Source organism: Micromonospora sp. ATCC 39149 (assembly GCF_000158815.1).
Taxonomy (GTDB): Bacteria; Actinomycetota; Actinomycetes; order Mycobacteriales; family Micromonosporaceae; genus Micromonospora.
Genome location: NZ_GG657738.1, coordinates 3,140,525 through 3,166,267, shown reverse-complemented (window position 1 = coordinate 3,166,267; position 25,743 = coordinate 3,140,525). Strand labels below are relative to the sequence as shown.

24 protein-coding genes and 1 riboswitch are annotated in these 25,743 nt (G+C 68.1%); of the genes, 10 read left to right on the top strand and 14 right to left on the bottom strand.

The features are described 5' to 3' along the window. Position 1: 1 nt before the first annotated feature. Complete coding sequence (locus tag MCAG_RS35670; RefSeq protein WP_255348985.1) at positions 2-127, bottom strand: hypothetical protein; 126 nt, start codon at positions 125-127, stop codon at positions 2-4. 552 nt (positions 128-679) lie between these two features. Between MCAG_RS35670 and MCAG_RS13340 the strand changes: the two genes are divergently transcribed. After that, positions 680-3,229 carry an HAD-IC family P-type ATPase gene (locus MCAG_RS13340; protein WP_036373330.1) on the top strand — a complete coding sequence of 850 codons (2,550 nt, stop codon included), beginning with the start codon at positions 680-682 and terminating at the stop codon, positions 3,227-3,229. 112 nt (positions 3,230-3,341) lie between these two features. On the opposite strand, the gene MCAG_RS32495 is transcribed toward MCAG_RS13340, so the two are convergent. Next, a complete protein-coding gene (locus MCAG_RS32495; RefSeq protein WP_157548028.1) occupies positions 3,342-3,488 on the bottom strand; it encodes a hypothetical protein in 147 nt (48 codons plus the stop codon). After that, positions 3,485-4,390: a LysR family transcriptional regulator gene (locus tag MCAG_RS13335; protein WP_007073500.1), complete on the bottom strand. Its 906-nt coding sequence runs from the start codon at positions 4,388-4,390 to the stop codon at positions 3,485-3,487. Before MCAG_RS13335 ends, MCAG_RS32495 begins: the two co-directional genes overlap by 4 nt. A gap of 29 nt (positions 4,391-4,419) precedes the next feature. Here MCAG_RS13335 and MCAG_RS13330 point away from each other — a divergent pair, with 29 nt between their 5' ends. Continuing rightward, the gene (locus tag MCAG_RS13330; protein ID WP_369751320.1) at positions 4,420-5,373 is read left to right on the top strand and encodes a cyclase family protein; all 954 of its coding nucleotides are present in this window, start codon (positions 4,420-4,422) and stop codon (positions 5,371-5,373) included. Between the two features lie 6 nt (positions 5,374-5,379). After that, positions 5,380-5,691 (top strand): hypothetical protein, encoded by a 312-nt coding sequence (locus tag MCAG_RS13325; protein WP_007073498.1) that lies wholly within the window; start codon positions 5,380-5,382, stop codon positions 5,689-5,691. 57 nt (positions 5,692-5,748) lie between these two features. Here MCAG_RS13325 and MCAG_RS33670 read toward each other — a convergent pair whose 3' ends face one another. Together MCAG_RS33670 and MCAG_RS13315 are read right to left on the bottom strand one after the other, a co-directional pair. After that, positions 5,749-7,221 carry a hypothetical protein gene (locus MCAG_RS33670; RefSeq protein ID WP_198141553.1) on the bottom strand — a complete coding sequence of 491 codons (1,473 nt, stop codon included), beginning with the start codon at positions 7,219-7,221 and terminating at the stop codon, positions 5,749-5,751. Next, positions 7,218-7,841 (bottom strand): TetR/AcrR family transcriptional regulator, encoded by a 624-nt coding sequence (locus tag MCAG_RS13315; RefSeq protein WP_036377054.1) that lies wholly within the window; start codon positions 7,839-7,841, stop codon positions 7,218-7,220. The genes MCAG_RS33670 and MCAG_RS13315 overlap by 4 nt, the downstream gene beginning before the upstream one ends. A 183-nt stretch (positions 7,842-8,024) precedes the next feature. Between MCAG_RS13315 and MCAG_RS13310 the strand changes: the two genes are divergently transcribed. The 3 genes from MCAG_RS13310 (at position 8,025) to MCAG_RS30670 (ending at position 10,445) form a co-directional block, all read left to right on the top strand. Continuing rightward, entirely contained in the window at positions 8,025-9,050 is a 1,026-nt protein-coding gene (locus MCAG_RS13310; RefSeq protein WP_007073495.1) for a S41 family peptidase, read from the top strand. A gap of 102 nt (positions 9,051-9,152) precedes the next feature. Beyond that, entirely contained in the window at positions 9,153-9,467 is a 315-nt protein-coding gene (locus MCAG_RS13305; RefSeq protein WP_007073494.1) for a protease inhibitor I42 family protein, read from the top strand. Positions 9,468-9,497: 30 nt separating this feature from the next. Further along, entirely contained in the window at positions 9,498-10,445 is a 948-nt protein-coding gene (locus tag MCAG_RS30670) for a C1 family peptidase (protein WP_007073493.1), read from the top strand. Between the two features lie 39 nt (positions 10,446-10,484). Here the strand turns inward: MCAG_RS30670 and MCAG_RS13300 are convergent, their stop codons facing one another. From MCAG_RS13300 to MCAG_RS13280, 5 genes are all read right to left on the bottom strand, one after another. Beyond that, on the bottom strand, positions 10,485-11,459 hold the full coding sequence (locus tag MCAG_RS13300; protein ID WP_036373329.1) for a phosphotransferase family protein: 975 nt from the start codon (positions 11,457-11,459) through the stop codon (positions 10,485-10,487). Between the two features lie 107 nt (positions 11,460-11,566). Further along, a complete protein-coding gene (locus MCAG_RS29670) occupies positions 11,567-12,862 on the bottom strand; it encodes a cellulose binding domain-containing protein (RefSeq protein ID WP_083802260.1) in 1,296 nt (431 codons plus the stop codon). Positions 12,863-12,984: 122 nt separating this feature from the next. After that, the gene (locus tag MCAG_RS13290; protein WP_007073490.1) at positions 12,985-13,998 is read right to left on the bottom strand and encodes a LacI family DNA-binding transcriptional regulator; all 1,014 of its coding nucleotides are present in this window, start codon (positions 13,996-13,998) and stop codon (positions 12,985-12,987) included. Between the two features lie 417 nt (positions 13,999-14,415). After that, positions 14,416-15,393, bottom strand: coding sequence for a ribonucleotide-diphosphate reductase subunit beta (locus MCAG_RS13285; protein WP_232290384.1), 978 nt, complete (start codon positions 15,391-15,393; stop codon positions 14,416-14,418). Positions 15,394-15,446: 53 nt separating this feature from the next. Next, complete coding sequence (locus MCAG_RS13280; RefSeq protein ID WP_036373328.1) at positions 15,447-17,819, bottom strand: ribonucleoside-diphosphate reductase subunit alpha; 2,373 nt, start codon at positions 17,817-17,819, stop codon at positions 15,447-15,449. Positions 17,820-17,951: 132 nt separating this feature from the next. Beyond that, positions 17,952-18,170: riboswitch (cobalamin riboswitch) on the bottom strand. 398 nt (positions 18,171-18,568) lie between these two features. Here MCAG_RS13280 and MCAG_RS13275 point away from each other — a divergent pair. From MCAG_RS13275 to MCAG_RS13260, 4 genes are all read left to right on the top strand, one after another. After that, on the top strand, positions 18,569-19,342 hold the full coding sequence (locus MCAG_RS13275; RefSeq protein WP_157548026.1) for a hypothetical protein: 774 nt from the start codon (positions 18,569-18,571) through the stop codon (positions 19,340-19,342). A 128-nt stretch (positions 19,343-19,470) separates the two neighbouring features. After that, positions 19,471-20,262, top strand: coding sequence for a PrsW family intramembrane metalloprotease (locus MCAG_RS13270; protein ID WP_007073486.1), 792 nt, complete (start codon positions 19,471-19,473; stop codon positions 20,260-20,262). A gap of 290 nt (positions 20,263-20,552) precedes the next feature. Further along, positions 20,553-21,857, top strand: coding sequence for a cellulose binding domain-containing protein (locus MCAG_RS13265; protein ID WP_232290149.1), 1,305 nt, complete (start codon positions 20,553-20,555; stop codon positions 21,855-21,857). 161 nt (positions 21,858-22,018) lie between these two features. Beyond that, positions 22,019-23,131, top strand: coding sequence for a ricin-type beta-trefoil lectin domain protein (locus MCAG_RS13260; RefSeq protein ID WP_036373327.1), 1,113 nt, complete (start codon positions 22,019-22,021; stop codon positions 23,129-23,131). 128 nt (positions 23,132-23,259) lie between these two features. Here MCAG_RS13260 and MCAG_RS13255 read toward each other — a convergent pair whose 3' ends face one another. From MCAG_RS13255 to MCAG_RS13240, 4 genes are read right to left on the bottom strand one after another with little or no spacing between them, the layout of a single operon-like run. Next, positions 23,260-24,021: an ABC transporter permease gene (locus tag MCAG_RS13255; protein ID WP_007073483.1), complete on the bottom strand. Its 762-nt coding sequence runs from the start codon at positions 24,019-24,021 to the stop codon at positions 23,260-23,262. Positions 24,022-24,030: 9 nt separating this feature from the next. After that, complete coding sequence (locus MCAG_RS13250; RefSeq protein WP_007073482.1) at positions 24,031-24,837, bottom strand: ABC transporter ATP-binding protein; 807 nt, start codon at positions 24,835-24,837, stop codon at positions 24,031-24,033. Continuing rightward, a complete protein-coding gene (locus MCAG_RS13245) occupies positions 24,834-25,220 on the bottom strand; it encodes a DUF1048 domain-containing protein (RefSeq protein WP_132399350.1) in 387 nt (128 codons plus the stop codon). Before MCAG_RS13245 ends, MCAG_RS13250 begins: the two co-directional genes overlap by 4 nt. A 2-nt stretch (positions 25,221-25,222) precedes the next feature. Beyond that, on the bottom strand, positions 25,223-25,552 hold the full coding sequence (locus MCAG_RS13240; protein WP_007073480.1) for a PadR family transcriptional regulator: 330 nt from the start codon (positions 25,550-25,552) through the stop codon (positions 25,223-25,225). Positions 25,553-25,743: the final 191 nt, after the last annotated feature.

Below are 25,743 nucleotides of genomic sequence, written 5' to 3'. Positions count from 1 at the left end.
CCTACGGCGTGTTGACCGCCTTGACGATCTTCGGTCGTACCTGCTGACCTGTTGTTGAGATGCTGGTGCGGGCGGCCAGTTCCCCACCCCGCTCGGCAACCTCGTGCAGGATCTCGGCAAGCCCCATGCCACATCCGGTCCCCCGGACCCGGCAGACTCCACCGTCAGCGAGGCAGCGGGCGGGCTCGCCGCGCCGACACTGGTGATCCTCTGAACCGTGGCAGGGACCGCCCGACAACCGCCCCGCCTGCGGGCAGATCCGAGAGGGCGATCAGCGGCAGGCATACAAAGAGGTCCGCCATCACCAACCCGGGGTGAGCCCCGGCGGCTGAAACGCCCGCCTCGTGGTCGGTGGTACGGCAGCATGAACCCATGGCGCGGCGGTCACCAGGTAACGGGCAGCAGCGCGATGCGCCTCCTGCCGGGCATGGGCCGGGACAGCCGCGCGAGCTTCTCGTGTGCGTCTCGCGGGCCAGGCGAAGCCCACAGTCGGCGGAAACCGTTGCGGCAGTTGACCGCGACCTGTGCTCGATTCCCGTGACAACAGCGGGCAACCGGATCGGTGGCCCGGTGTTGTGAAAGTCGGAGAACTGACCAGGTGAGCGCCTCCGCGCGCGATCCGGGCAACACGTCGGCGTCCCACGTGCGGCATCAGGAGCCACGAGCGCGGAAGTGGCGCGTGGAGGCCCCGCACGGCCTTGCCGGCGTCGATGTGCTGGCCCGCCTCGACGTCGACCCGGAACGTGGCCTCGCCTCGGATGAGGTCAACCGGCGGCGGGCTGTAGCAGGGCGCAACGCGCTGGCCATGCCCACGCAGCGATCAAGCTGGCGAATTCTGCTCGATCAGGTCCGCAGCGTCGTGATCGTGCTTCTCGCCGCCGCGGTCGTGGCAGGGCTGGTCATCGGTGAGACGTTGGAGGCCGCAGCCGTCGCGGTGGTCATCATCGCCAACACCATCGTCGGTTTTGTCACCGAGTTGCGGGCCCTGCGATCGATGGAGGCACTTCGCCACCTCACCGCGACCCGAGCCGACGTGAAGCGCCAGGACCGCCGTGAGGAGATCGACGCGGTGGAACTGGTGCCGGGCGATCTCGTATCGGTCGAGGCAGGTGACCAGGTGCCTGCCGACATTCGCGTCCTGGAGGCCGAAGACCTCACCGTCGAGGAGTCTGCCCTCACCGGCGAGAGCGAGGCCGTCGTCAAGACGGTCGAGCCGGTGCCACGGGACACGCCGATCGCCGATCGCACGAACATGCTGTACAGCGGCACCACGGTCCGCGCCGGTCGCGGCCGGGGGGTCGTGGTCGCCACCGGGCCGGCAACGGAGGTCGGCCACATCGCCGACCTGGCGGCGTCGACGGACACCGGGCAGGCGCCGCTGAAGGCCGGTCTGGAGCAACTGGGCCGAATTCTGTCGCTGGTTGTCGTCGGCCTGGCCGCCGCTCTCGTCGGTCTGGGGCTGGTGCGCGGCCTCGACGTCGAGGAGGTGATCGAGGTTGCGATCGCTCTGGCCGTCGCGATCGTCCCCGAGGGTCTGCCCGCCGTGGCCACGCTCACCCTCACCGTCGGGATGCGCCGCATGGCCCGCGCGCACGCCCTCGTACGCCGGCTACCCACCGTGGAGACCCTTGGCAGCACCAATGTCATCGCCGCGGACAAGACGGGCACCCTCACCGCCAACGAGATGCACGTGGTGGAGGTTGCGCTCGCCGACGGCGTCGACGAGCGGGCGCTGTGGCAGAGCGCGGTGATCTGCAACGACGCTGACATCTCCCCCGACGGCACCCCGGTCGGTGACCCCACCGAGGTCGCCCTCCTTCTCGGCGGGCAAGCTAACGGACTCGACTGGCGCACGCTCCGCGTCGAGCACACCCGCCGCGCCGAGGTCCCGTTCGACTCGTCCACCAAGCGCATGGCCGTCGTCACCGACGGCACCGTACACGCCAAAGGCGCCCCGGAGGTGCTACTCGACCCTCAGCAGCACGCCGAGCTCCTCGCTCGCGTGCACGACATGAGCAGCCGGGCACTGCGTACGCTCGCCATCGGCGCCGGCCGCGCGCCCGCTGCCAGCGGCGACGACAACCAGGTGTTCGACGCGGTCGACCCGCTCGGCGTGGTAGGCATGATCGACCCTCCCCGCCCGGCAGCTGTCGACGCGGTCAGGGCCTGCCACCGGGCCGGCATCCGGGTGGTCATGATCACGGGGGACCAACCCCGCACCGCCGCCGCCGTCGCCCGCGAGGTCGGGTTACGCGCCGACCGAGCCATCACCGGTCCGGAACTCGACCGGCTCGACGACGACGCGCTCGCCCGCGAGATCCGCGACAGCGACGTGTTCGCCCGGGTCGCGCCGGAGCAGAAGCTGCGCCTTGTACGTGCCTTGCAGGCCACCGGCGGGGTCGTCGCCGTCACCGGCGACGGCGTCAACGACGCACCCGCCCTCCGACAAGCCGATGTCGGCATCGCCATGGGCCGCACCGGCACCGATGTCGCCCGCGAAGCCGCCGACATCGTCTTGACGACCGACGACTTCAGCACCATCGAACACGCCATCCAGGAAGGCCGGCGCATCTTCGCCAACATCCGCCGCTTCGGCCAGTTCCTGTTCTCCTGGCACCTGTCGGTGGCGCTCGTCGTCACCGTCGCCCTCGCCCTCGGCCTCGACGCCCCGATCGTCGGGCTCATGATTCTCTGGAACAACCTCATCATCGACGTCATCCCCTCGTTCGCCCTGGCACTCGAACCCAGCAGTGACGAGGCCATGCGCGAACCGCCGCGGTCCAAGAGTGAACCCGTACTGGGCGCCGGCACAGTGCGCCGCATCCTCATCCACGGCACACTCGTCGCCGCCGTCGCCCTCACCGCCTACCTGCTCGCCAGCAAGGTCATGAACCTCGACCTCGACCACGCCCGGACCATGACGTTCGTCACCCTCACGTCCGCGCAGCTGCTTGCGGTATTCAACGCCCGCACCAACATTGGCTCCGGCTTCCGCGGCGCCACCAGGAACCCCTACCTGTGGGCAGCCCTCGCGCTGACCATCGCGCTCGAGTCGCTGGTCCTCGGCGTACCCGCCATGCGGGATCTGCTCGACCTCACCACGCTCCGTGCCGGCGACTGGGCTGTCGCGCTGTCCCTCGCCGCGATCCCGGTTGTGCTCGTCCAAACAGTGCGCATCGTCCGCGCCTGGCCGGCCTCCGACACCGTCCGAGCGCGGGAACGCAGCTAGCCTGCCTTTCCCGGCTCGACAAGCGGGGGTCGCTTGGTCGGCTGCCGATGGCGCGGCGTGAGAACACGACAGCCATTTCGCGTCGCCGGCCTGCCACTGGATGCGGGGCGGTTCAGCCGGATCGCGCAGGGCTGTCGAGCGAGGGGCGGGCGATCAGGCCCGGGTCGAGTGCCTCGTCGTGCTGCTTTGCCGGCAGTCCGAGGATGTCCTTGACGCGGACGTAGCCGGCCAGCCGGCCCTGCCGGCCGCCATTGTTCACTGGTCGGCCTGGGTGATAATCGCCTGGGCGACCAGTTCGGTAGCGGGGCTCGGCTCGTGCCGGCCATGCCTGTGGACCATGTCGATTCGGCGGGCTCCGACGTGGGGCTCGTGGAGCGCCTCGATGGTGGTCTGTTTGTGGGTGGGTAGGGCGAGCGCGGGGACCACGGCCGCCGCGAGCCCAGCTGCGACGACGGCGAGCGTGGCGGGGAACTCCAGGCATTCGTGTACGCGGTTGAGCACGGCGTTGTAGCGGGTCGCGATCCGGTCGAGCGCCCGGTGCGACGCGGAGCCTGGTGGCCCGTCGATCCAGGGCCGGGTCAGCAGGGCTTCGATGCCGGCCACTGGAGCCCACTGCTCGGGGAAAACGATCTGGTAAGGATCGTCAAGCAGTCGTATCGCGCGCAGACCGGGCAGGTTCGTGGGCGGATCGATCGGGCCGGCCTCGACGATCAGTAGATCGAGACCGCCGGCCTGCAGCGCGGCCAGGCCGGGCTCGCGTTCAAGTTGACGGATACGGACCTCGACGTTCGGGTTCGTCGCGGCCACCGCGGTGGCGGCCGGCGCCACCAGGTGCCGGATCGCTGTCGGGAAGGCCCCAACGCTGACGGGCCCGGTCACCTGCCCGGTCAGCGCGGCGAGTTCCCGCTCGGCGGCGGCGAGGGTCTCGGCGAGGCGCCCGGCGTGCGCGGCGAGGAGCCGTCCGGCCGGTGTGAGGCCGGCAGCCCGTCGCCCGCCGAGCCGCGACCGGTCGAGCAGTGTCACGCCGGTCTCGGCTTCCAGGCGGGCGATGTGCTGGGACACTGCCGACGGGGTCAGGTGCAGCACGGTGGCCGCCGCGAGAACCCCGCCTGCGTTGGCCACGGCACCGAGGATGGCCAGTCGCCGCGGATCGATCTGCATTCAGAAATGCTACATACGTCATGTAGAAATTGCTGCTTCCGCTGAACACCGAGCTGGCGGAGCATGGCTACATGACCGAGTACCGCGCAGTGTTCGACGCCGAGGTGACCTTCCTCAACGGTGGTGGCTTGCAGACGCAGGGGTTCCGGCTCGACCTGCCGGCCGCCGACATCGCTGAGGACGAAATCGCCAACCTGCTCATTGGCCATCTCGGCCTGTTGATGGTCGACCAGGTGCGCATCAGCCGGCTGCGGGTGGTGCATGAGCCGCACAAGGGCTCGCGCGGCGTGCCCACGACCGCTGTGCCGGCGGCAGCAGGCCGCCGCCTGGTGGAGCTCAACCACGTGATCGAGGCCGGTATGACGACGTATCCGGGCCTACCGGGACCAGAGATCGCCCCACACCTGACCCGCGAGGCTTCCCGTGCTCACTACGCGCCGGGCGTCGAGTTCGCCATCGACCGCATCAGCATGGTCGGCAACACGGGCACCTATCTCGACAGCCCCTACCACCGCTATTCAGACGGAGCCGACCTGGCCGCCCTGCCGCTGGAGGCGGTCGCAGACCTGCCCGCGGTCGTGGTGCGCCTCGTCGGCAGCGACCAGCGCGGCATCGGGCCGCAGGCGCTGGCAGCCTTCGACCTAGCCGGTGCCGCGGTGCTGTTGCACACCGGCTGGGACCGGCACTGGGGTAGCGGGGCGTACGGGGGCCCTGCCCCGTATCTCACCGAGCCGGCCGCCAAGCTGCTTGCCGACGCTGGTGCCCGGCTCGTCGGCATCGACAGCGTCAACATCGACGACACGGACAGCGGCGGGCAGCGACCGGCCCACTCGATCCTGCTCGACGCCGGTGTCCCGGTGCTCGAACACCTCACCGGGCTGGCCGACCTCCCCGTCACCGGGGCCCGCCTCCACGCGGCACCGCCGCGGGTACGCGGCTTCGGCACGTTCCCAGTTCGGGCCTACGCCATCGTGCCGCGGTAAGCGGCGATGCTTGTCGCCGACGCCATCGGCTGGGCCGGCGCGGCCGGTCTTCTGCTTGCCTACGCCCGGCTGTCCAGCGGACGGCTCGCTGTGGGGACGCGGTACCACCTGCTCAATCTCGCGGGTGCCGGCGGGCTCGCAGTCAACGGCGCGTTTCACCAGGCATGGCCATCGACCGTGCTCAACATCATCTGGCTGGGCATCGGCCTCACCGCACTGCGTGGTGTGACGGGCGCCAAGGTCCGGACCTCAGCGCCGCTTCCTCCCGCGGCGGTCACCGATCAACACGCGCAATCCGGGACCGCCGACCGCCCGTGATGCGGCATGCGGTACGACCGGAGCGCGGGCAGGCTCCGGTCGTACCGCACAGTCGGGTCAGTAGGAGACGACGGCGGTGGCGTGGGCGTCGAGCGTGATTTCCTCGCTGACGGTTGCTGGGGATCCGGCGACCGTGCTGACGCCGGTCTGCTCCAGCATCGCCCGGCTGAGGTCTTGCGGAAGGACGACGGTGACCGGGGCGGCCGTCTTGTTGACGAGGAGGAGCTTTCGCTGACCGTCGGCGGTCAGGAAGGCTTGAGCGTGGATGCGCGGGTCTGGGAAGCCGGGTGCGCCCGTGGTCGTGGCCATCAGCGCGTCGCCGGGTCTGAAGTGTCGCAGCAGCAGGGCGAGGGCGTGGTAGCGGGCGTTGGGCGTGCCGGTGTCCCAGTCGATGAGGCTGGTGCCGGGAATCATGCCGGGGTAGTCCATGAACTCGGCGATGCCGACCAGGTCGATGCCGAGTTCCACAAGCCTCGACCACAGATATGACTGGACGGAGGCGCTCAGTGCCCAGTATTCGTCCGGGATGTTTGGCTTCGGGTTCATCACGTCGGGCGGGTAGGTGCCCAGCTCGTTGACGAACGTCGCGGTGTCGGGCGCGAGACGGCGACGGATGGAGTCGATGAAACGCACCTGGTCGACGAACGCGTCGGCCTGGGCGAAGAAGATGTCCCGCCAGTGCGCGTACGGGGCGTTGCCCAACTCGCTGAACGGGTTGGCGATCTCGGGTGAGGCGTAGAAGTGGTACGAGAACGCATCGAGCCGGACACCGTCGGCGTGGTTGGCCGGGTCGAGGAAGTTCCAGAAGTACTCCGGCTGGTGGTGGACATGGCTGAGCGACAGGCCGATGAACCTCATGTCCGGGTCCAGCGGTGCCAGCCGCGTCACGATCGCGTCGTAGAGCCGGGTGTAGGTCTCCGGGGCGAGGCGGTGACCGATGTCGGGTTCGCAGAGCACCTCCCAGTAGGCGAAGCGGTAGTGGTGGCCGGACTCGTGCCAGCGGCCTAGCTCGTCGGTGAACCCACCGGCGATGTACCAGCTGGCCACCCTGTGGAAGTAGTCGGCGACCTCGGCGCAGGTGGGATCGCGCAGCTCGGTGCCCTGCTCGTAGTCCCACTGGATCTCTTCCGGGTCGTCCGGCACCGTCACCGGCTCCGGGGTGACGAACATCCAGGTCGGGATCGTTGCGAAGTTGGCCACGATGGGTCGGCCGTCGGCGGCGTTGACGAAGTCGTCGACGAAAGGGTCGAGCAGTTCGAAGTTCCACGACGTCTCTGCGGCGGTCGGTGGGGTCAGCGCGGGCACCGCGATCCGAGGGTGGGAGAACCAGGGCAGGAAGCGGGCGAGGTCGACGCGCAGCTCGCGTAGGGCGTCGAAGGCCTTGTCGTGAATCGGGGAACCTCGCCGTAGCGGGGGTGCCGTCCACAGGTGGGTGGTCAGGGTGGTGCGGGAGGTGCCGATCGCCGTATTCCAGTCCACCTGTACGACGGCGGGCGGGATCGCGGGCATGTCGGGCCGCGTCGTGGTCATGTCGAGTTACCTTCATCGGGTACGGGTGGGAAACAGAGGGCGGGCAGGATCGCCTGGTCGACGATCGCCGCACGGACCTCGGCGCTGGGCAGTTGCCCGGTGTCGATCTGGTGTTTGATCACCAGGGCCTCGCCGATGTCGACGACGATCGGCGTAACCAGCCGGGCGTCGATCTCGCCGCGTTCGGCGTAGTGCTCGATGACGGTGCGGGTGAACCGGCCGCCGTGGGTGTCGAAGACCCGGGTGTAGAGGGCCTCGACGAGATCCGGCCGGCGCTGCCGCTCGTTGAGGATCGCCGCGACGGCCGGCGCGGTGGGCGCGCCGAGCCAGCCGACCAACTGCTCCAGCGAGCGCAGCAGGTCCGAGCGCAGGTTGCCGCCACCGGGTGTGGCCACCTCGACGGGATGGGCATGGCTGAGCGCATCGAGCAGCAGCTCCTCCACCGACGGCCAGTGCCGGTAGATCGAGGTCTTCGCGACCCCGGCGCGTCGGGCCACGCCCTCGACGGCCAGCCGGCCAAAGCCGGTCTCCGCCACCTCGGCGAGCACTGCCGCCCGGCAGGCGTCCACTACGTCGGCCAGGGAGCGCCGGCTTCTCCCGTGCGCAGCACCAGCAACCATGACGACCATGATAGCTACGGTTCTGTAGCTACGCTAGCGTAGCTACAGTCCATTCCTTCGGGAAGCCTTGTGCGCCCTGGCTTTCATGGGAGGTTCCCAGCGGGCTGGGCGGCTACGGCCACACCTCGTGGCACCTGGGCCTGCGCGGAAATTCGGCGGTCATGAGGCTGTCTGCGGCCTAGCATGCCCGCCGTGCTCACAAACGAACAGATAATCGGACAGGCCCTGGATCGGATCGAGGCAGGGTACGTCTTTCCCGAGAAGGCCGTGGACATCGACGCCGCGATCCGGCGCCGTCTCGCGGCAGGCGAGTACGACGACCTGGACGGGCCGGTGCTCTGCGAGACGGTGACCGCTCACCTGCAGAAGGTGTGCCCGGACAAGCATCTGCGGCTGCTGTGGGTGGACCAGCCGCAGTCGCTGGATCCGGCGGACGAGGACGGGGGGCGTGCCGCGTTCCTCGCGCTGCTCCGGGCGGAGAACCAGGGGGTCCGCCGCGTCGAGCACTTGGGCGGGAACGTCGGGCTCGTCGACGTCCGGCGCATCGCGTATGCCGACGAAGGCGCCAGCGCGATCGGCGCGGCCATGCAGTTGGTCGCCCACAGTTCCGCGCTGATTCTGGACCTGCGTGCATGCCTCGGCGGGGCACCGGAGGGGGCCGCGATGTGGTGCAGCTACTTCTTCCGCGACGACCAGGTGCACCTCAACGACATCTACGAGCGGTCCACCGGCGCCACACGCCAGTTCTGGACGACCGCGCACCTTCCCGCGCCGCGCTACACGGGCCGCCCGGTCTATGTGCTCACCAGCGCGATCACGTTCTCCGGGGGCGAGGACGTGGCGTACACCCTTCAGGCGCACGGTCGGGCGATCGTCGTCGGTGAGACGACACGTGGCGGTGCGCATCCGACGGCCCGCCACGCGGTCACCGAACACATCCTCGTGACTGTGCCGACCGCCCGGACCATCAACAGCGTCACCGGCACCAACTGGGAAGGCGTCGGAGTGGTCCCCGATGTACCCGTTCCGGCCGACCAGGCACTCGACACGGCACTCAAGGCCGCACAGGTGACTTCGACGCCTACTGGACCCTCCGCCCGCAACAAGAACACCAAGGCATCCATCAAAAGCGATAACAGCACAACCGCGGGCGCTACACCCTCACCGGGTGATCAGCACTCACTCCAGGAGAGCCGCGCCCCAGTCTGACTGTCTCGGCACGACGAGGGTGAGAACCTGGTAACTTCCAGTCCGGGAAGTGGTGCAACGTGCAACACGGGGAAAGAATTATGTCGACGAAGCCGCGCACCAATGGCTGACTATGTCATCGAGCACGCCGCCGCAGAGGTCGAGCTTGAAACCAAGCCCGGCGAAACCGTGCTCGTCGTTTTGGAAGAGAATGCCACCACGGGTTTCAGGTGGGCTGTCGCGGTAGCCGAGGGTCCGGTGGAGACTGTCAGCTCGGAGTACTCTCCGAGCGCGCCGGGCAGACCGGGCGCCGGAGGGAGCCGCGAGATTTGCCTGCGCACAACACGCTCCGGAGCCGCTCATGTTCGGCTCGAACTCGCACGCAGTTGGAGCGGTGAAATCGTCGACACCATGCAGATCACTCTGCGGGTCAGTTGACGCGCCAGCGCCTATGGAGAGTGAGGAACAATGCCCGCCGACAACGAGTTCCTTGAACAACTACAAGCCCGTCTCGCCGCCGATCCGACAGCGAACTGGACTGCCGAAGAGACATCAGTGTCGCGGCTGTCCAAAGAGGAATTCAGGGCCCGTCTGGGGTATGTCCCCGGGCCCGATGAATTGTCCCTCGAAGAGAGGGTGCAACGCTCGGAGGAGCATCGGGACGTAGTCCGAGCAGCTGCCGCCGAGGCTCCGCCCGAATGGAACTGGACCAACATGAACGGTATCGCTCGTTCATTCGTCAACCCGATCAGGGATCAGGGGAGCTGCGGCTCCTGCGTCGCATTCGGGGTCACGGCGACGATAGAAGCGGCAGCTCGAATCGCGGAGAACATCGCTTACACCGATCCTAATGGGAACGTCCTTCCCGAACTGTCTCCGGCGCAACTGTTCTACTGCGGAGGATCCTATGGGTGCCGCAATGGTTGGTACCCCTCTGCGGCGTTCCAATATGCGGAGCGCGTTGGTATCGTGCCCGAGTCGTGCTTCCCCTACACTCCAGGTGATCAGCCCTGCAATCTCTGTAATGACTGGCAGAATGAGCTCACCGTTATCAGCGGCTACTCCTGGACTAGCGATCCTTCAATGATGAAGGCTTGGCTGACAACCGCCCCTCTCACCACATGCTTCACCATCTACGAAGACTTTCGTCACTACAGTGGTGGTGTCTACAAGCACAGGTGGGGCGGTCAGGAAGGTGGTCACTGTGTCTGCGTCGTCGGCTACAACGATTACGAACAAGCCTGGCTATGCAAGAACCAATGGAACACCGGGTGGGGTCAGGTGCCCAGGTTCGAAAATGAACAATATCAGCCGGGGCTCGAAAGAGGTTATTTCAAAATCGGTTATGGAGAATGCGGCATTGACGCGACGATGTGGAAGGTCGATGGGTTCAGCCGCATCTATACTCAGTATTAGAGCATGTTCCTGGACCGGGCCGTCGAGATCCCTGCCCCACTACAGGTCGCGCAGTGCGGTGGCCCAGTTGGCGAGCATGTCCTGGCAGAAGGCGAGGTGCTCGGGGCCGTAGCCGCGTGGTCCGCATTCGATGACCAGGATCAAGCCGAGGTACAGGCGGTACAGCGCGAGTCGGCGGATCAGTGACTCGTCGAAGTCGAGCCGCCCGCCCGCCTCGCGGTATCCGGCGACGAGCTCGCTGTGGGCGTCGATCGGGCCGCAGAATTCCAGGGATACGAGTTCGGCTGCCGCGTCTCCCCAGAACGCACGCTCGTGGTCGATCAGGCCGGTGATGCGGGGCTCGCCGTCGCCGGTGACGAAGATGTTGCCGGGCCACAGATCAAAGTGGACAAGTGTGGGTGTGTCCACGTCGTCCAGCACATGAGCGTGCGTGTCGACCAGCGCCAGCACCTCGTCTGGGGTCATGCCGAGCGGGGAGCGCCAGTGCTGCGCGTCGACGAGAACGGCGGTCACCATCGCGGTGAACGCTTCGCGCCACGTGCCCCCGGTAAGCGCGGATTCGGGCGCCGGGTATCCGAACTGCTCGTCCGGCGAGACTATGGTGTGGAGGCGAGCGGTGATGTGGCCGAGTTCGCGTAGCAACACCGGCGTGGCCTCGGCCGGCAGGTGGTCGCGTGCCTTGTCCCACGGCGCGCCGCTGAGCGCCGACAGCACGAGGAACTCCTCATCGGCGTGGAGCAGCTCGGGCAGCGGGATGTCGGGGACCGCGGACGCCAGCCGATACACGAGGGCCTCGGTGGCCAGGATCCCCCGTTCGTACCGCAGCACCGGCGCCTGCCGAGGTGGTGCGAGCTTGACGACGGCGCCGCGTCCGTCGTCGAGGCGGATCCGGTACGCCGTGTTGAACCAGCCGTCACACAGTTCGGCCTCGACGTGGCATCCCACGCCCATCGCCGCGCGCAGCATCGTGTCGAGCGCATCGGGGCTCAGCCGCCGCTTGGTCGTACTCTGCACGGGGGGCAGCGTAACGGGCCGGTCGTGGGCTCATGGATCATCCGTTGAGGCCGGTGCTCATGGCCCACGGGAGCCGGGGATCGTCGGGTTTGTCTAGCACACGAATCTCACCGGCTGCTTGTGCAGGTCGCGGTGGTCGGGATCGCGGTGTCGCCGTTGGGCCGGCTGACCTGCATTCCCCATGAGGTGAAGGCTCCGGGCGCGATCGCGGCGTTCTGGCCGGTGATCCCGCGGGCGGTCACGGTCTGGCCCGATACCGTGACTGCGGCGTTCCAGTAGCCGGTCACGGTGTGTCCGGGTGGCAGGGTAATGGTGACGGTCCAGCTGTTGAGGGTGGTCCTGTCGGTGTTGGTGACGGTGTTGGGCTGCAGGATGTAGCCGGTGTTCCAGCCGGTTTGCAGGGTCGACGTGGCCTGGCAACCGCCCGCACCGCCGGGGGTGGTGACGGTGACCGCGGCGGAGAACGGGGAGGTGTTGCCGGCGTGATCGCGGGCCTGGACCTGGTAGCGGTAGGTGGTGGCTGGAGCCAGGCCGGTGTCGGTGAACGTCGTGGTGGTTGACGTGCCGACCTGGGTGAAGGTCCCGCCGGCTGGGCCGGGCGCCCGGTAGATTTCGTACCTGGTGACGGCGAAGTTGTCGGTGGACGGAGCCCAGGTCAGGGTGGTCTGTGTCGTGGTCGTGCCGGACGCGGTGGGGGCGCCTGGCATGGTGGGCGGCTGGGTCTCGTTCGGGCAGGCCGGGACGACTACGTTGATCGGCGGGGTGAACGGTGACCTGTTGCCGGCCGCGTCGCGGGCCCGCACCTGGAAGCGGAAGATGCCCGGGCCGTTCGCGATGAACGATGTCGTCGTCACGGTGGCGACGTGCGCGAACGCTCCGCCGCTGGTGCCAGGCGCGCTCCAGACCTCGTATCCGGTGACACCGACGTTGTCCGTGGACGCGGTCCAGCCCAGCAGGGCCGCACCGCAGGTGACGATCGCGGTCGGGTTGCCGGGGGTGGATGGCGCATCGGTGTCCGGCGCTGGGCACGGTGGCGGCACCGGGATGACCGGCGCGGTGAACGGCGAGGTGTTGCCGGCGGCGTCCCGGGCCCGCACCTGATAACGCAGACCGGCTATACGGGGTTCGATGAACGTGGTCGTGGTGGTGGTGCCGGCTAACGCGAACTCGCCGCTGCTCACTTCCCGGAACACCTCGTAGCCGGTGACGCCGACGTTGTCGGTGGCGGCGCTCCAGTTGAAGGTCACCACCCCGGCACACGTCGCCGACCAGGTCAGGTCGGTGGGTGCCGTTGGCGGGGTGGTGTCAGACGTGGCGGCCTGAGCGCTTGGCGCCACGACCGCGACACTCAGCGCCGCGAGCGTGGCAACCACAGCGAACGTGATGGATCTGAGAAGGAACATCGACGGCCTCCCGCGAACGAGTCCAGGAACTTCGATGGAAGCGCTCCCACGTTGCGCCCGCCGGACCGAATTGTCAAGACACGCCGCAACCAGGCGGCCGGCAGACAGCTCGGGCGGCCAGGTCAGGTCGTGCCACGTACCACCAGGTGAGGGCTGAGCAGCGCCGGTGGTGGCAGTTCGCCGGCCAGGAGCTGGTCTACCTGGTGTACGGCGAGTTCGCCGAGCCGCCGCTTGTCGAGGTGAATCGTGGTAAGTGGCGGATCGATCAGTTCTCCGATGCTCAAACCGTCGAAACCGACCAGCGCGCACTCCGCCGGCACGGTGACGCCGAGCCGGCGGGCCGCCTGGAACGCGCCGATCGCGACCAGGTCGTTGAAGGCGAGCACGGCGGTCACATCGGGGTGTGCGGTGCGTAGCATTTCGAATGCGTCGCCGCCGCCGGCTATCGACTGCTCACCGAGGACGATCCGTCCCTCGTCGACCGGCAGTCGATGGGCGTGGGCGACGTCGAGGAACGTCTGGCGCCGTACCATCGGATCGCAGGTGGAGACGCAGTCGATCATGCCGATGCGCCGGTGCCCCCGCTCGATCAGGTGCTCCAGACCCGCCCGGACACCCGCCTTGGTATCCACCTGCACCAGTGCGTGCGCCGCCGAGCCCACCCCCCGGTCGACGATGACCAGCGGCACGCCCGCGACGTACGGCTCCAGTTCCTCGTCGGTGTGGCTGAGGTAGCCGACGAGCGCGTCGACCTGCTGGCCGAGTGACTTCAGCAGCGTCAACTCGCGAAGGCGGTCGTTCTCCGTGCTGGCGACGACGACCTGCCAGTTCCGGCCACCCGCCGCTTCGATCACTCCGGCGATGAACTCCGGGAAGAACGGGTTGACCACGTCCGAGACGATCAGGCCGATGGTCACCACGTCGGGCCGGACGAGCCCGCGGCCGAACCGGCTGGGGCGGTAGCGCAGCTCCCGCGCGACGTCGAGCACCCGGCGCTGGGTCTCCGGGTCGATCTCCCCCTTGCCGTTGATCGCCCGCGAGACGGTCTGGTGCGAAACGCCGGCCACCCGGGCGACGTCCCTGAGCGTGACCCGTCTGCCGGCCTGCGCCCCTGCCGTGCCGTTCTTCTCCACCACGCCCCCTACTCAACCATGACCGCTCCCGGTCCGGCTTTTCCGGTTGACGACGAGCAGGCCGATGCGGGAAGCTTCCGTTACCGGTCACGTTACCGTTCACGGGGCAGCTAGTGCCACCGCCCCGGCCCGCCTCAACCTGTCTGGAGGAGATGTCGTGGCATCCGTGCGACGTACGGGGTCAGCCGAGACCCACCTGTTGTTCCGTTCGCTGTTCGATGACTGGCAGGCCCGGGCTGACGTCTGGTCCGCACTGCCGGACGCCCCGGTCATACCGGACAAACCCCGGCGACGCCGACCTTTCTGGTGGTGGCTGCGGGCCCGGGAACAGGGGTCCAAGGCCATGGACCTTCGGCCGGGCCAGAGGGCGGGGTTCTCATGAGAGCCCCGCCCCCGGTGATGGTCCGGCCATCCACACCGTCAGAAGTCGTCGTCGAAGGTGACGCTTCCGGTGACCCCGACCTGGTACGCCGACACGCGCCGCTCGAAGAAGTTCGACAGCTCCTGCACGTCCTGGAGTTCCATGAACGCGAAGGGGTTCGCCGAGCCGTAGAGCGGTGCGATGCCGAGTTGGGCGAGCCGGCGGTCGGCGACGTGTTGCAGGTACTGGCGCATGTCGTCCAGGGAGAGCCCGGAGACGCCCTGTTCGAGAAGGTCCTCGGCGAACTGGGCCTCGCACTCGACCGCCTCGGCGAGCATCTCGCGTACCTGCCGGGCCAACTCGTCGTCGAACAGGTCCGGTTCCTCGTGCCGTACGGTGTCCACGACGTCGAAGGCGAACGCCATGTGCATGGACTCGTCGCGGAACACCCAGTTGGTGCCGGAGGCGAGGCCGTTGAGCAGGCCCCGGGAGCGCAGGAAGTAGACGTAGGCGAAGGCGCCGTAGAAGAACAGGCCCTCGATGCACGCGGCGAAGCAGATCAGGTTGAGCAGGAACGCTCGGCGGTCCTCGCGGGTCTTCAGCTCGCGCAGCTCGAAGATGGAGTCGATCCAACGGAAGCAGAACTCGGCCTTGCGCCGGATGGACGGGATGTTCTCGATAGCGGCGAACGCTGCGAAACGTTCCCGCTCGTCGGGCACGTAGGTGTCGAGCAGGTTCAGGTAGAACTGCACGTGCACGGCTTCCTCGAAGAGTTGCCGGGAGAGGTACAGCCGACCCTCGGGGGAGTTGACGTGCTGGTAGAGGTTGAGCACCAGGTTGTTGGCGACGATGGTGTCGCCGGTGGCGAAGAACGCCACCAGCCGGGACACCAGGTGCCGCTCAGCGGGGGAGAGCCGTGCCAGGTCGGCGAGGTCGGAGTGCAGGTCGACCTCCTCCACCGTCCAGGTGTTCTTGATCGCGTCCTTGAACCGGTCGAAGAAGTGCGGGTAGCGCATCGGCCGCAGGGTCAGGTCCATGCCGGGGTCGAGCAGCGTGTGCCGGGTGTCGAGACGGGGTTCGGATGTCGTGGTCACTGGCAGGCCTCGCAGCTCTCGGGGTTCTCCAGGGAGCAGGCCAGCGCCTCGGTGTCGCTGACGGCGACGACCGGCTTGACGGCGACGGTGGCCTGCTGGATACGCGTCGCGGGACGCGAGCGCAGGTAGTAGGTGGTCTTCAGCCCTGACTTCCAGGCGTACAGGTACATCGACGACAGCTTGCCGATGGTGGGCGCGCTCAGGAACAGGTTCAGCGACTGCGACTGGTCGATGTAGGGTGCGCGGGCGGCGGCGAGGTCGATCAACGTCCGCTGGGGGAGTTCCCAGGCGGTGCGGAACAGCTCGCGTACGTCCGCGGGCAGGTCGTCGATGCCCTGCACCGATCCCTCGGCGCGCTTGATCTGGTCCCGAATCTGCGGCGTCCACAGCCCGTGCGCCTTCAGCTCGCGGACCAGGTACGTGTTGATCTGGAGGAACTCGCCGGACATGGTCTCGCGTTTGAACAGGTTGGACACCTGCGGCTCGATGCACTCGTAGCAGCCGGCGATCGAGGCGATCGTGGCGGTCGGGGCGATCGCGACCAGCAGCGAGTTGCGCAGGCCGTGCGCGGCGATCGTCGCGCGCAGCGCGGCCCACCGCTCGGTCTGGGTGGGTTCGACACCCCACAGGTCGGGGTGCAGCTCGCCGCGGGCAGCGCGGGTCTCGGCGTACGCCGGATGCGGGCCGAACCGCTCGGACAGGCCGGCCGACGTCTCCAGGGCGGTCAGGAAGATCTCCTCCTGCACCCGGGTGGACAGCTCCCGGGCAGCAGCCGAGTCGAAGGGCAGGCGCAGGGTGAAGAAGGCGTCCTGCAGGCCCATCAGGCCGAGCCCGACCGGCCGCCAGCGCGGGTTCGACGCCGCCGCCTGCGTAGCCGGGTAGTAGTTGATGTCGATCACCCGGTCCAGGAACACCACCGCGGTGCGTACGGTGGACCGCAGCTTGACCCAGTCGACCCCGTCGACGGTGACGTGGGCGCCGAGGTTGATCGACCCGAGGTTGCACACGGCAGTCTCGGTGTCGCTGTTCACCTCGAGGATCTCGGTACACAGGTTCGACAGGTGGATCGTGTTGCCCGGCACGCCGGTCTGGTTGGACAGCCGGTTCGACGGGTCCTTGAACGTCATCCACCCGTTGCCGGTCTGCGCGAGGGTGCGCATCATCCGCCCGTACAGGTCCCGGGCCTTGACCGTCCGGATCGCCTTCTTCTCGGCGATCCGGTAGGCGGCGTCGAACTCCTCGCCGTACAGGTCGGGCAGCTCCGGCGCGTCAGACGGATCGATCAGCGACCAGTCGCCGTCCGCCTCCACCCGGCGCATGAACTCGTCCGGGATCCAGTTGGCCAGGTTCAGGTTGTGCGTACGCCGGGATTCTTCGCCGGTGTTGTCCCGCAGCTCCAGGAACTCCTCGATGTCCGGGTGCCACGGCTCCAGATAGACGCACGCCGCCCCCTTGCGCCGGCCGCCCTGGTTGACCGCCGCCACGCCGGCGTCGAGGGTCTTGAGGAACGGCACGATGCCGTTCGACCTGCCGTTCGTGCCACGGATCAGCGCGCCCCGGCCGCGTACCCGCGACCAGGCGATGCCGATGCCACCGGAGAACTTCGACAACTTCGCGACCTGGTGGTACCGCTCGTAGATCGAGTCGAGCTCGTCCCGTGGCGAGTCGACCAGAAAGCACGACGACATCTGCGTGTGCCGGGTGCCCGAGTTGAACAACGTCGGCGAGCTGGGCAGGTACGCCAGCGACGACATCAGCCGGTAGAAACCGATCGCCTCAGCCGGCGTCTCGGACAACCCGCAGGCCACCCGCAGCAGCCAGTACTGCGGCGTCTCCACCACAAGCCGCGACTCAGGTTGGCGCAGCAGGTACCGGTCCGCGACGGTGCGCAGCCCGAAGTACTCGAACCGCAGGTCACCGGCCGGGTCCACGGCGTCGTCGAGCTTGCGGGCGTTGCGGGCCACGAACGCGGCGGTGTCGTCGCCGATCAGGCCCAGTCCGTGGGCGTACCGGACGGACTGGCTGAAGCTCGCCACCTGCTGCCCGCGGACCTCCTTGTCCACGTACGCGGCCAGCAACCGCGCCGCCAGCTTCGAGTACTGCGGCTCCTCGCTGATCAGCTCCGCAGCCGTCTGGATCGACAGCTTGTCCAACTCGGCGGTGGTTGCCCCGTCGTAGAGACCACTGATCGTCTTGGTGGCCACCCGCAGCGGGTCCACCTCGTCCAGGTCGGCGACCCACCGCTCGACCGCTTTGACAATCTTGTTGACGTCCACCGGCTCGGCGTCGCCGTTGCGTCTGCGGACCTGCATCACCTGCCGACGCTGCTCCGGCTGATGGGCCGCCGTCTGCTCCTGCCTCGCCGTCATGTCCACTCCTCACGCCTGTCGACGAGGTCGACGAACGCGCAGGAGGACGCCACTGGTCGCCGAACGGCGTGCCAGCCGTCACCGGCTGGCTGATGGCGTCGGCCGTCCCGCGCGGCCTCCGACCGCCGCACGCGGTGCATGCGGCGCGCTGGCAGGTCTTCGGACTCGCGGGCCTGACCGGGGTCGCCGGTCGCCTACTGGCCGTCGCTTCCCGGGCCCGATCGGCCCAGTGCTTGATGACGGCGGTCGTTCCCACTGACCGCTGCGGGGCAGTCCCGGACTCACACCGGGTTCCCTCTTGCCTCGGCCACTCCCTGCTGGAGCGGCCGAACCAGCTGCGGGAGAGACCATATATGGCGCGACCCGAGGGTTGGCAACACTAGATGTCGCGTCAGGGTGTCGGCTTCGTCTCACTGATGAAGGTCCTTTGTGGAGGAGCCGACCGCCTTTCGGGGCGCCGGAGCGCCGGGAGGTCGGCCGGGCCGGAACCACGCTGATGATCGTTGATGTTGCCGGGACGGGTGCGGGCGTGTTGGAATGGCCCACATCGCCGCAGCACGGGGGCAACCGCGCTGGAAACGGGGAGCACGGGAGCATCGCAGTGCCGGCAACGCGCCGTTCGGGCGAACGCGCGCGCCGCATCGCCGGGGCCGTCTCCACGACGACGGGCAGGTGTCCCGCCGTACGTGTCCCTCGCCACGAATTCCCGCTACAACCGAGACGTTCGACCAACGTCATGGAGGATGACCATGCGCAGTTTTCTCGCGGTGTTCACCGCCGCCCTGATCCTCGGCACCACGGCCGCCAGCGTCCCGGCCGGTGCGTCGGGTGCCCCGCAGCGCTCGTGCACCAATGGCCTGCTCTTCTGCGAAGACTTCGAGCGGCTGCCTCTTGGGGGTCCCAGCACGTTGGACTGGGGCGTCGACACGCGAAACGGCACGCTGACCGTCGAGCGCGCTCGCCACGGCAACCAGGTGCTGCACATCCACACGGTCGACAACGGACGCGCCTTCCTGCGGGTCGACGACTTCGCCGCGCCGGGCAACCTCTTCTACGGCCGGATGCGTCTGCGCGTCGACGCCTTCCCCACCGCCCCCGACTGGGCGCACTTCACGCTGGTCGAGGCGACCGGCACGGGCAGTTCGGAGGTCGTCCGTCCGGTCGGCGGCCAGTACGCGCCCACGGTCCCCGGGATCTTCTGGGGTGTGGGTGCCGACGGTGGCCCGACTGGCGACTGGACCAACTGGCGGGAGTCCGCCCCGGTCACCGAGGACACCTGGCAGTGCTTCGAGTGGAAACTCGACCCGGCGGACAACCGCGTCGCGGTGTGGATCGACGGCGTGGCGAACCCGGAACTGACCGCCTCCACGACCGAACACGGCGGTAACGACGTTCCCTTCATCCTGCCGGCAGTCAACACGGTGAAGGTCGGCTGGCAGCTCTACCAGGGCGGCACCACGCCGGGCGAGTTCGACCTCTGGATCGACGACATCGCTCTTTCCACCAAGCGGCTCGGCTGCTGAGGTCGTTCGTCACGTTCCATCGTGTGCCCCCACCACGCACGTACTCGGCCCGACCTGCCAGCAGTTGCCCACCACCCGACCGGCGGTGAACGGAGGGACCTCGGCCCTGACCTTGGAATAATCTCGACATGGCCAAGTTCGGACGCCGGTGGGCGTGGGTAGCTGTCCTCGTACTCGGCGTTGCCCTGTACATGCTGGTGCTGGCGACGCTGATCGACACCCAGAACATCAACTTCATCCCGGCGCTCATCATGCTCGGCTCCTCGATCGCCCCTGCTGCGTTCCTGACGTTCGCGCAGGGGCGCTCGGGCGACTGGCAGGTGCCCGGGTCGGTGATCGGAGCGGCGGCGTTCTTCGGCGGCATCATCGGAGTGGTCGCCGCCGGCTGGCTCGAGTACGACACCCTGCGCAACCTGGGCGTCCTGCCGATGCTGTTCGTCGGGCTTATCGAGGAGACCGCCAAGTTGGTCGTCCCCGTGTTGATTCTGCTGCTCTGGTGGCCGCACCGCTCGGCCAGCAACGGCCTGGTCGTCGGAGTCGCCAGCGGCGCCGGGTTCGCCGCCCTGGAAACCATGGGCTACGCCTTCACCGCCCTTGTCCAATCGCAGGGCAACCTCGGCGATGTCGAGCAGACGCTGCTCGTACGGGGGCTGACCGCCCCCGCCGCCCACCTGTCCTGGACCGGGCTGACCGCAGGCGCGCTATTCGCGTTCGCCGCCGCTCCAAGCGTGCGTCGAGTCATCCTGTTCGCGTTGACGTTCATCGCCGCGGTGGCGTTGCACGCCTGCTGGGACACCTTCGCAAGCCAGCTCGCGTACGTGGTCCTCGGCCTCATCTCGCTGGGCTGGATTCTGCTGCAGATGCACCTGTATCGACGGGCCGATTCCAGGGCGCGGCCCTTCTCGGCCGATCCCGCCTGACCAGACCGGCCTGCGCGCCCTTCGACACCGAGATCTGGTACGGCGAAGGGCCGTGCTCGGGTCGAACGGGTCCGAAGCGAAGGCCGGGGGGCGGGCTGGGCGGGACGATCGCAACCAATTGACCGAGGTTGATACACGGGCGTAATGTGATCGATAACATTCATCATGTCGCTCGACACGTCGGCCGGGCTCCGGTCCGGACCCGTCCCAGGAAACAGTCATGGACGGGCCTGGACAGGCACCTCCCACCACCGCGTACGGGCCTTGCCTGATCGAAGGGGGAGCCAGAAGTGACGCTGCCAGCAGACGCGCTTCCGACATCGGGAACCGGGGACCGTACGCCGCCCGTGCCCCGGCCGGGCATCGTCAAGTGGTTGGCGGCCGGGCTCGCGGTGATCCTCGGCCTGGCGATGTCGATCACGACGCAGTACGAGGCGGCGGCTGCGGACAACCCGTACCAGCGGGGTCCGGATCCGACCCTGGCCAGCGTGGCCGCCACCCGGGGACCGTTCGCCACGGCGCAGGCGACCGTGCCGGCGGGCAACGGCTTCAACGGCGGGTACGTCTACTACCCGACCGACACCAGCCTGGGCACCTGGGGTGCGGTGGCAATCGTCCCCGGCTATTCCGCCCTGTTCGCCGACGAGGAAGCCTGGATGGGTCCCTGGCTGGCGTCCTTCGGATTCGTGGTGCTCGGGATCGAGACCAACAGCCGTACCGATGGTGCCGACGCCCGCGCCACCCAGCTACTCGCGGCGCTGGACTACCTAACCCAGTCCAGCCCGGTGCGTCACCGGGTCGATGCCAACCGGCTGGGCGTCATGGGCCACTCCGCAGGCGGGGCCGGGACCCTCATGGCGGCCCTCCGGCGGCCGTCGCTGAAGTCTGCGGTCGGCCTCGCGCCCGGCGCCCCCGGGAACAGCTTGAACATGTCCACCACCCAGGTCCCCACCATGCTCATTTCGGGGCAGAACGATGGCACGGTCACGCCCTCCTACGTGCAGGGCATCTACAACACGCTGCCCGCCACCGTGGAACATGCCTGGGCGGAGTTGGCCGGCAACGACCACCTCTCCTTCACCAGGCCGAACCCCACCGAGATGCGGATCCTGATCCCCTGGCTCAAGATCTTCCTGGACAACGACACGCGCTACACCCAGTTCCTCTGCCCGCTGGCGGACAGCACGGGCGTTTCGCGGTACAGCGCCACCTGCCCCTTGGTGCCACCGGGTGGGCCGACCGCGCCGCCCACCATCACCCCGCCCCCGCCGACGCCCCCGACGCCATCACCGACCAGCGGCGCCGCCTGCACCGCGACCTACCGCACCGTCAACTCGTGGTCCGGCGGCTTCCAGGGGGAGGTCACGGTGACCGCCGGCAGGGCCGCCATCAACGGGTGGACCGTCCGCTGGGACCTGAGCAACGGCCAGAGCATCAGCCAAGTCTGGAACGGCACCCTGAGCACCAGCGGCTCGACCGCGACCGTACGCAACGTCTCCTACAACGGCTCGCTCGCCCCGGCCACCTCGACGAGTTTCGGCTTCCTCGGCACCGGAGCGCCAACCATCCCGCGGCCGACCTGCACCAGCCCGTGACCAGCCACAGATTTTGAGTGGCGGGAAACCCGACCTGCGCCGGCCGCCGGCACGGAAGGGTGACAAATTACCCACCGTCCTGCGACGGTGGCGGCGGCTTCGAGTGAGCGTTCTCCGTCGAGCCGGCGCGGCCAACTTCATCAATCCAATGGGAGGAATCCATGCGAATGAGGGCACGATGGCTCGCGGCGATCGCCGCGCTCGGTGTCGTGGTCGCCGGGGTGGCAACATCGCCCGGTCCGGCCAACGCGGAGTCCAACGGCGGGGTACGGGTGATGCCGCTCGGCGACTCCATCACCGAGGGCACCCAGGTGCCGGGCGGGTACCGCATCGGGCTCTGGCAGCGCCTCGCCAACGGCCGGTACACCGTGGACTTCGTCGGGTCGCAGTTCAACGGGCCGGCCAGCCTGGGTGACCACGACCACCAGGGACATCCCGGCTGGCGCATCGACCAGATCGACGCGAACATCGTCGGCTGGCTGAACACCCAACGGCCGCAGACCGTCCTGCTGCACATCGGTACCAACGACATCCTTCAGAACTACAACGTGAGCACCGCGCCGAATCGGCTCTCCACCCTGATCGACCGAATCACCAACACCGTTCCCACCGCGCAGGTGTTCGTCGCGCAGATCATCCCGCTCTCCAACAGCAACCAGGCAGCGGCCGTGCGCACCTTCAACGCGGCGATCCCCGGCATCGTGCAGAGCAAGGTGAACGCCGGCAAGCGGGTGCACCTGGTCGACATGCACAGCGCCCTCACCACCGCCGACCTGATCGACGGCATCCACCCCACGTCCGGCGGCTACGACAAGATGGCCGCCCGCTGGTACAGCGCGTTGCAGTCGGTACCCGGCAGCATCGGCAACCCGGGCAGCGGTAACGGACAGACCACCGCGATCGTGGGGGCCTCGTCCGGCCGGTGCGTCGACGTCCCCGGTTACTCCACCACCAACGGTGTCCAGGTGCAGCTGTGGGACTGCCACGGTGGCACTAACCAGCAGTGGACGTACACGTCCAGCAAGACGCTGACCGTCTACGGCAACAAGTGCCTCGACGCCGCGGGCTACGGCACCTCGCCGGGCACCCAGGTCACCATCTACGACTGCCACGGCGGGACGAACCAGCAGTGGAACGTCAACGCCAACGGCACCATCACCGGAGTGCAGTCCGGCCTCTGCCTGGACCCGTACAACCTCGGCACGAGCAACGGCACGAAACTCGTCCTCTGGACCTGCACCGGCCAGACGAACCAGCAATGGAGCCGCCGGTAGCTCGCACGGTCGCGCCGGCCGGTCCGGCACCGCGGCAGCGCCGCCGGCAGCCCACTCCGGCGGCGTTCGAGTGGTACGCCGAAAGCCCGGTCGTCACCTCGTCGCCGGGCTTCGGTCGGACGGAGTGACTAGGAGATCCTGCGGCGGTAGGTCCTCATGGCGAGGACGTACGCCACGAGGAGGATGCCGAGGCACCAGGCGACGGCGGCCCAGATGTCGGTGCCGACCGGCTGCTGTGTGAACAGGTCACGCATCGCGTTGACGATCGACGTCACGGGTTGGTTCTCGGCGAAGGCGCGCACCGGGCCGGGCATGGTGTCGGTGGGCACGAAGGCCGAGCTGATGAAGGGCAGGAAGATGAGCGGGTAGGAGAACGCGCTCGCACCGTCCGCCGACTTCGCGGTGAGGCCGGGGATGACAGCGATCCACGTCAGCGCGAGGGTGAGCAGGATCAGGATGCCGGCGACCGCGAGCCAGGCCAGCACGCCCGCCCCCGAGCGGAAGCCCATGAGCAGGGCGACGGCGACGACGACCACGAGCGAGATCAGATTGGCGACCAGCGAGGTCAGCACGTGCGCCCACAGCACGGACGACCGCGCGATCGGCATGGACTGGAACCGTTCGAAGATGCCGCTCTGCATGTCGAGGAAGAGCCGGAACGCGGTGTAGGAGATGCCGGACGCGATCGTGATGAGCAGAATGCCGGGCAGCAGGTAGTTCACGTACGAATCAGACTCGGTGTCGATCGCGCCGCCGAACACGTAGACGAACAGCAGCAGGAACGCGATCGGCATGATCGTGGTCGTGATGATGGTGTCCAGGCTGCGGGTGATGTGGCGCAGGGACCGCCCCAGCAGGACTGCGGTGTCGCCGAAGTGGTGCTTGGTCATCGTTGTTCCTCACTGGTCCGTGTCGACGGTGGGCCTTGCCTCGTCGCCGGCCCTACCGTCGGCACCGACGATGGCGAGGAAGACCTCTTCGAGGGTCGGCTGCTTCTCGACGTATTCGACCTTGGCGGGCGGGAGCATCTGCCGGAGTTCGGCCAGGGTGCCGTTCACGATGATCCGACCCTCGTGAAGGATCGCGATCCGGTCGGCGAGCTGCTCGGCCTCGTCCAGATACTGCGTGGTGAGCAGCACCGTCGTGCCCTGCTCGGCGAGTTTCTTGACGGCCTGCCACACGTCGATGCGCGCCTGGGGATCGAGCCCGGTGGTCGGCTCGTCGAGGAAGATCACCGGCGGATTCCCGATCAGGCTCATCGCGATGTCGAGGCGGCGGCGCATGCCACCCGAATACGTCGAGACCCTCCTCGCGCCCGCGTCGGTCAGCGAGAAGCGATCGAGCAGGTCATCCGCCGTCCTGCCCGGATTCTTGAGGTGTCGCAACCGGGCGACCAGCACCAGGTTCTCCCGCCCGGTGAGGATCTCGTCGACGGCCGCGAACTGTCCGGTGAGACTGACGGAGCGCCGTACGCCCGTCGCCTGCGTGGCGACGTCGAAGCCGGCGACGTTAGCCGTCCCCGCGTCCGGCGCGAGCAGCGTGGACAGGATCTTCACGACCGTCGTCTTGCCCGCCCCGTTCGAGCCGAGCAGGGCGAAGATGCTGCCCCGCGCCACGTCGAAGTCCACGCCACGCAGCACGGGTAGCTGCTGGTACGACTTCTTCAACCCTTGCACGCGGATCGCCGGGACCGGTTGTGCCGTCATCGGGACCTCCCCAGCTTTCCGGTGTCTTCCCCGGCGGCGAGTTCGATGGCGCGGGACAGCCGGTTCTGCTCCCGGGCCACGTACCCGCCCCTCTCGTAGTTGTCGATCAACGCCTCCACGAACTCGGCCGGGTTCTCTCCGACGATCTCGCGGATCGGTGTTCCGTCCGCCGCGGCCCGCTCGAAGAGGTCGGCGACGTCCTCGAACAGCGAAGCCGCGCTGTCACCGTCCAACGGCCCAAAGTGCATCAGGTACCGCTCGATCGCGTCGACCGCCGTGCGGTACGCCGGGGGAAGCTGTTTCACGCGCGCCTTGTACGCCCGCCAACGCCGCTTGGGGCCGATCACCTTCGAGATGAGGCCGCCGCTTTCCGTGTCGAACATGGTCATTCGCCTCTCTTGTGGAGCTGTTCGAGTCGTTCGGTGAGGAAGCCCCAGGTCCTCCAGAACTCTGCGAGGTACTCCTGGCCCTGTGCGTTGAGGGAGTACACCTTGCGCGGGGGCCCCTTCTCGGACGGGACCTTTTCCACGTCGACAAGGCGCTTCTGTTCGACCCTGACCAGCAGGGCGTAGACGGTGCCCTCGGCGATGTCGGAGAAGCCCTGATCACGCAGCCACGCCGTGATCTCGTAGCCGTACGCGGGACGCCTGGAGAGGATCGCGAGGACGATGCCCTCCAGCGTGCCCTTGAGCATCTCCGTCATCTGCCTGCCCACGGAACCTCCGGACTACTCAGTGCTGCTGACTACCGGTAGATAGTAGCACTGACTAGCGGCGGCGCAAGGGTACGGCATGGATCGACGCGGATCAGCCGAAACTCGTGGACGAGATCGAAATCCATCGACGGCTGGAGGTTGAGGTGATGGGAGCGCTCCCGTAACATGTCTGACGCGGCTGTTAACGCTCA

Excerpts from the sequence above, each read along its gene's own strand:
- MCAG_RS33670 (WP_198141553.1), bottom strand. The coding sequence starts at position 7,221 with ATGACCACGACGCGGCCCGACATGCCCGCGATCCCGCCCGCCGTCGTA.
- MCAG_RS13335 (WP_007073500.1), bottom strand. The coding sequence starts at position 4,390 with ATGCAGATCGATCCGCGGCGACTGGCCATCCTCGGTGCCGTGGCCAAC.
- MCAG_RS13305 (WP_007073494.1), top strand. The coding sequence starts at position 9,153 with ATGGCTGACTATGTCATCGAGCACGCCGCCGCAGAGGTCGAGCTTGAA.
- MCAG_RS30670 (WP_007073493.1), top strand. The coding sequence starts at position 9,498 with ATGCCCGCCGACAACGAGTTCCTTGAACAACTACAAGCCCGTCTCGCC.
- MCAG_RS13245 (WP_132399350.1), bottom strand. The coding sequence starts at position 25,220 with ATGTTCGACACGGAAAGCGGCGGCCTCATCTCGAAGGTGATCGGCCCC.
- MCAG_RS13315 (WP_036377054.1), bottom strand. The coding sequence starts at position 7,841 with ATGGTTGCTGGTGCTGCGCACGGGAGAAGCCGGCGCTCCCTGGCCGAC.
- MCAG_RS13280 (WP_036373328.1), bottom strand. The coding sequence starts at position 17,819 with ATGACGGCGAGGCAGGAGCAGACGGCGGCCCATCAGCCGGAGCAGCGT.
- MCAG_RS13260 (WP_036373327.1), top strand. The coding sequence starts at position 22,019 with ATGCGAATGAGGGCACGATGGCTCGCGGCGATCGCCGCGCTCGGTGTC.
- MCAG_RS13270 (WP_007073486.1), top strand. The coding sequence starts at position 19,471 with ATGGCCAAGTTCGGACGCCGGTGGGCGTGGGTAGCTGTCCTCGTACTC.
- MCAG_RS13255 (WP_007073483.1), bottom strand. The coding sequence starts at position 24,021 with ATGACCAAGCACCACTTCGGCGACACCGCAGTCCTGCTGGGGCGGTCC.
- MCAG_RS13285 (WP_232290384.1), bottom strand. The coding sequence starts at position 15,393 with ATGGACCTGACCCTGCGGCCGATGCGCTACCCGCACTTCTTCGACCGG.
- MCAG_RS13325 (WP_007073498.1), top strand. The coding sequence starts at position 5,380 with ATGCTTGTCGCCGACGCCATCGGCTGGGCCGGCGCGGCCGGTCTTCTG.
- MCAG_RS35670 (WP_255348985.1), bottom strand. The coding sequence starts at position 127 with ATGGGGCTTGCCGAGATCCTGCACGAGGTTGCCGAGCGGGGTGGGGAA.
- MCAG_RS13310 (WP_007073495.1), top strand. The coding sequence starts at position 8,025 with ATGCCCGCCGTGCTCACAAACGAACAGATAATCGGACAGGCCCTGGAT.
- MCAG_RS13275 (WP_157548026.1), top strand. The coding sequence starts at position 18,569 with ATGCGCAGTTTTCTCGCGGTGTTCACCGCCGCCCTGATCCTCGGCACC.
- MCAG_RS29670 (WP_083802260.1), bottom strand. The coding sequence starts at position 12,862 with ATGTTCCTTCTCAGATCCATCACGTTCGCTGTGGTTGCCACGCTCGCG.
- MCAG_RS13250 (WP_007073482.1), bottom strand. The coding sequence starts at position 24,837 with ATGACGGCACAACCGGTCCCGGCGATCCGCGTGCAAGGGTTGAAGAAG.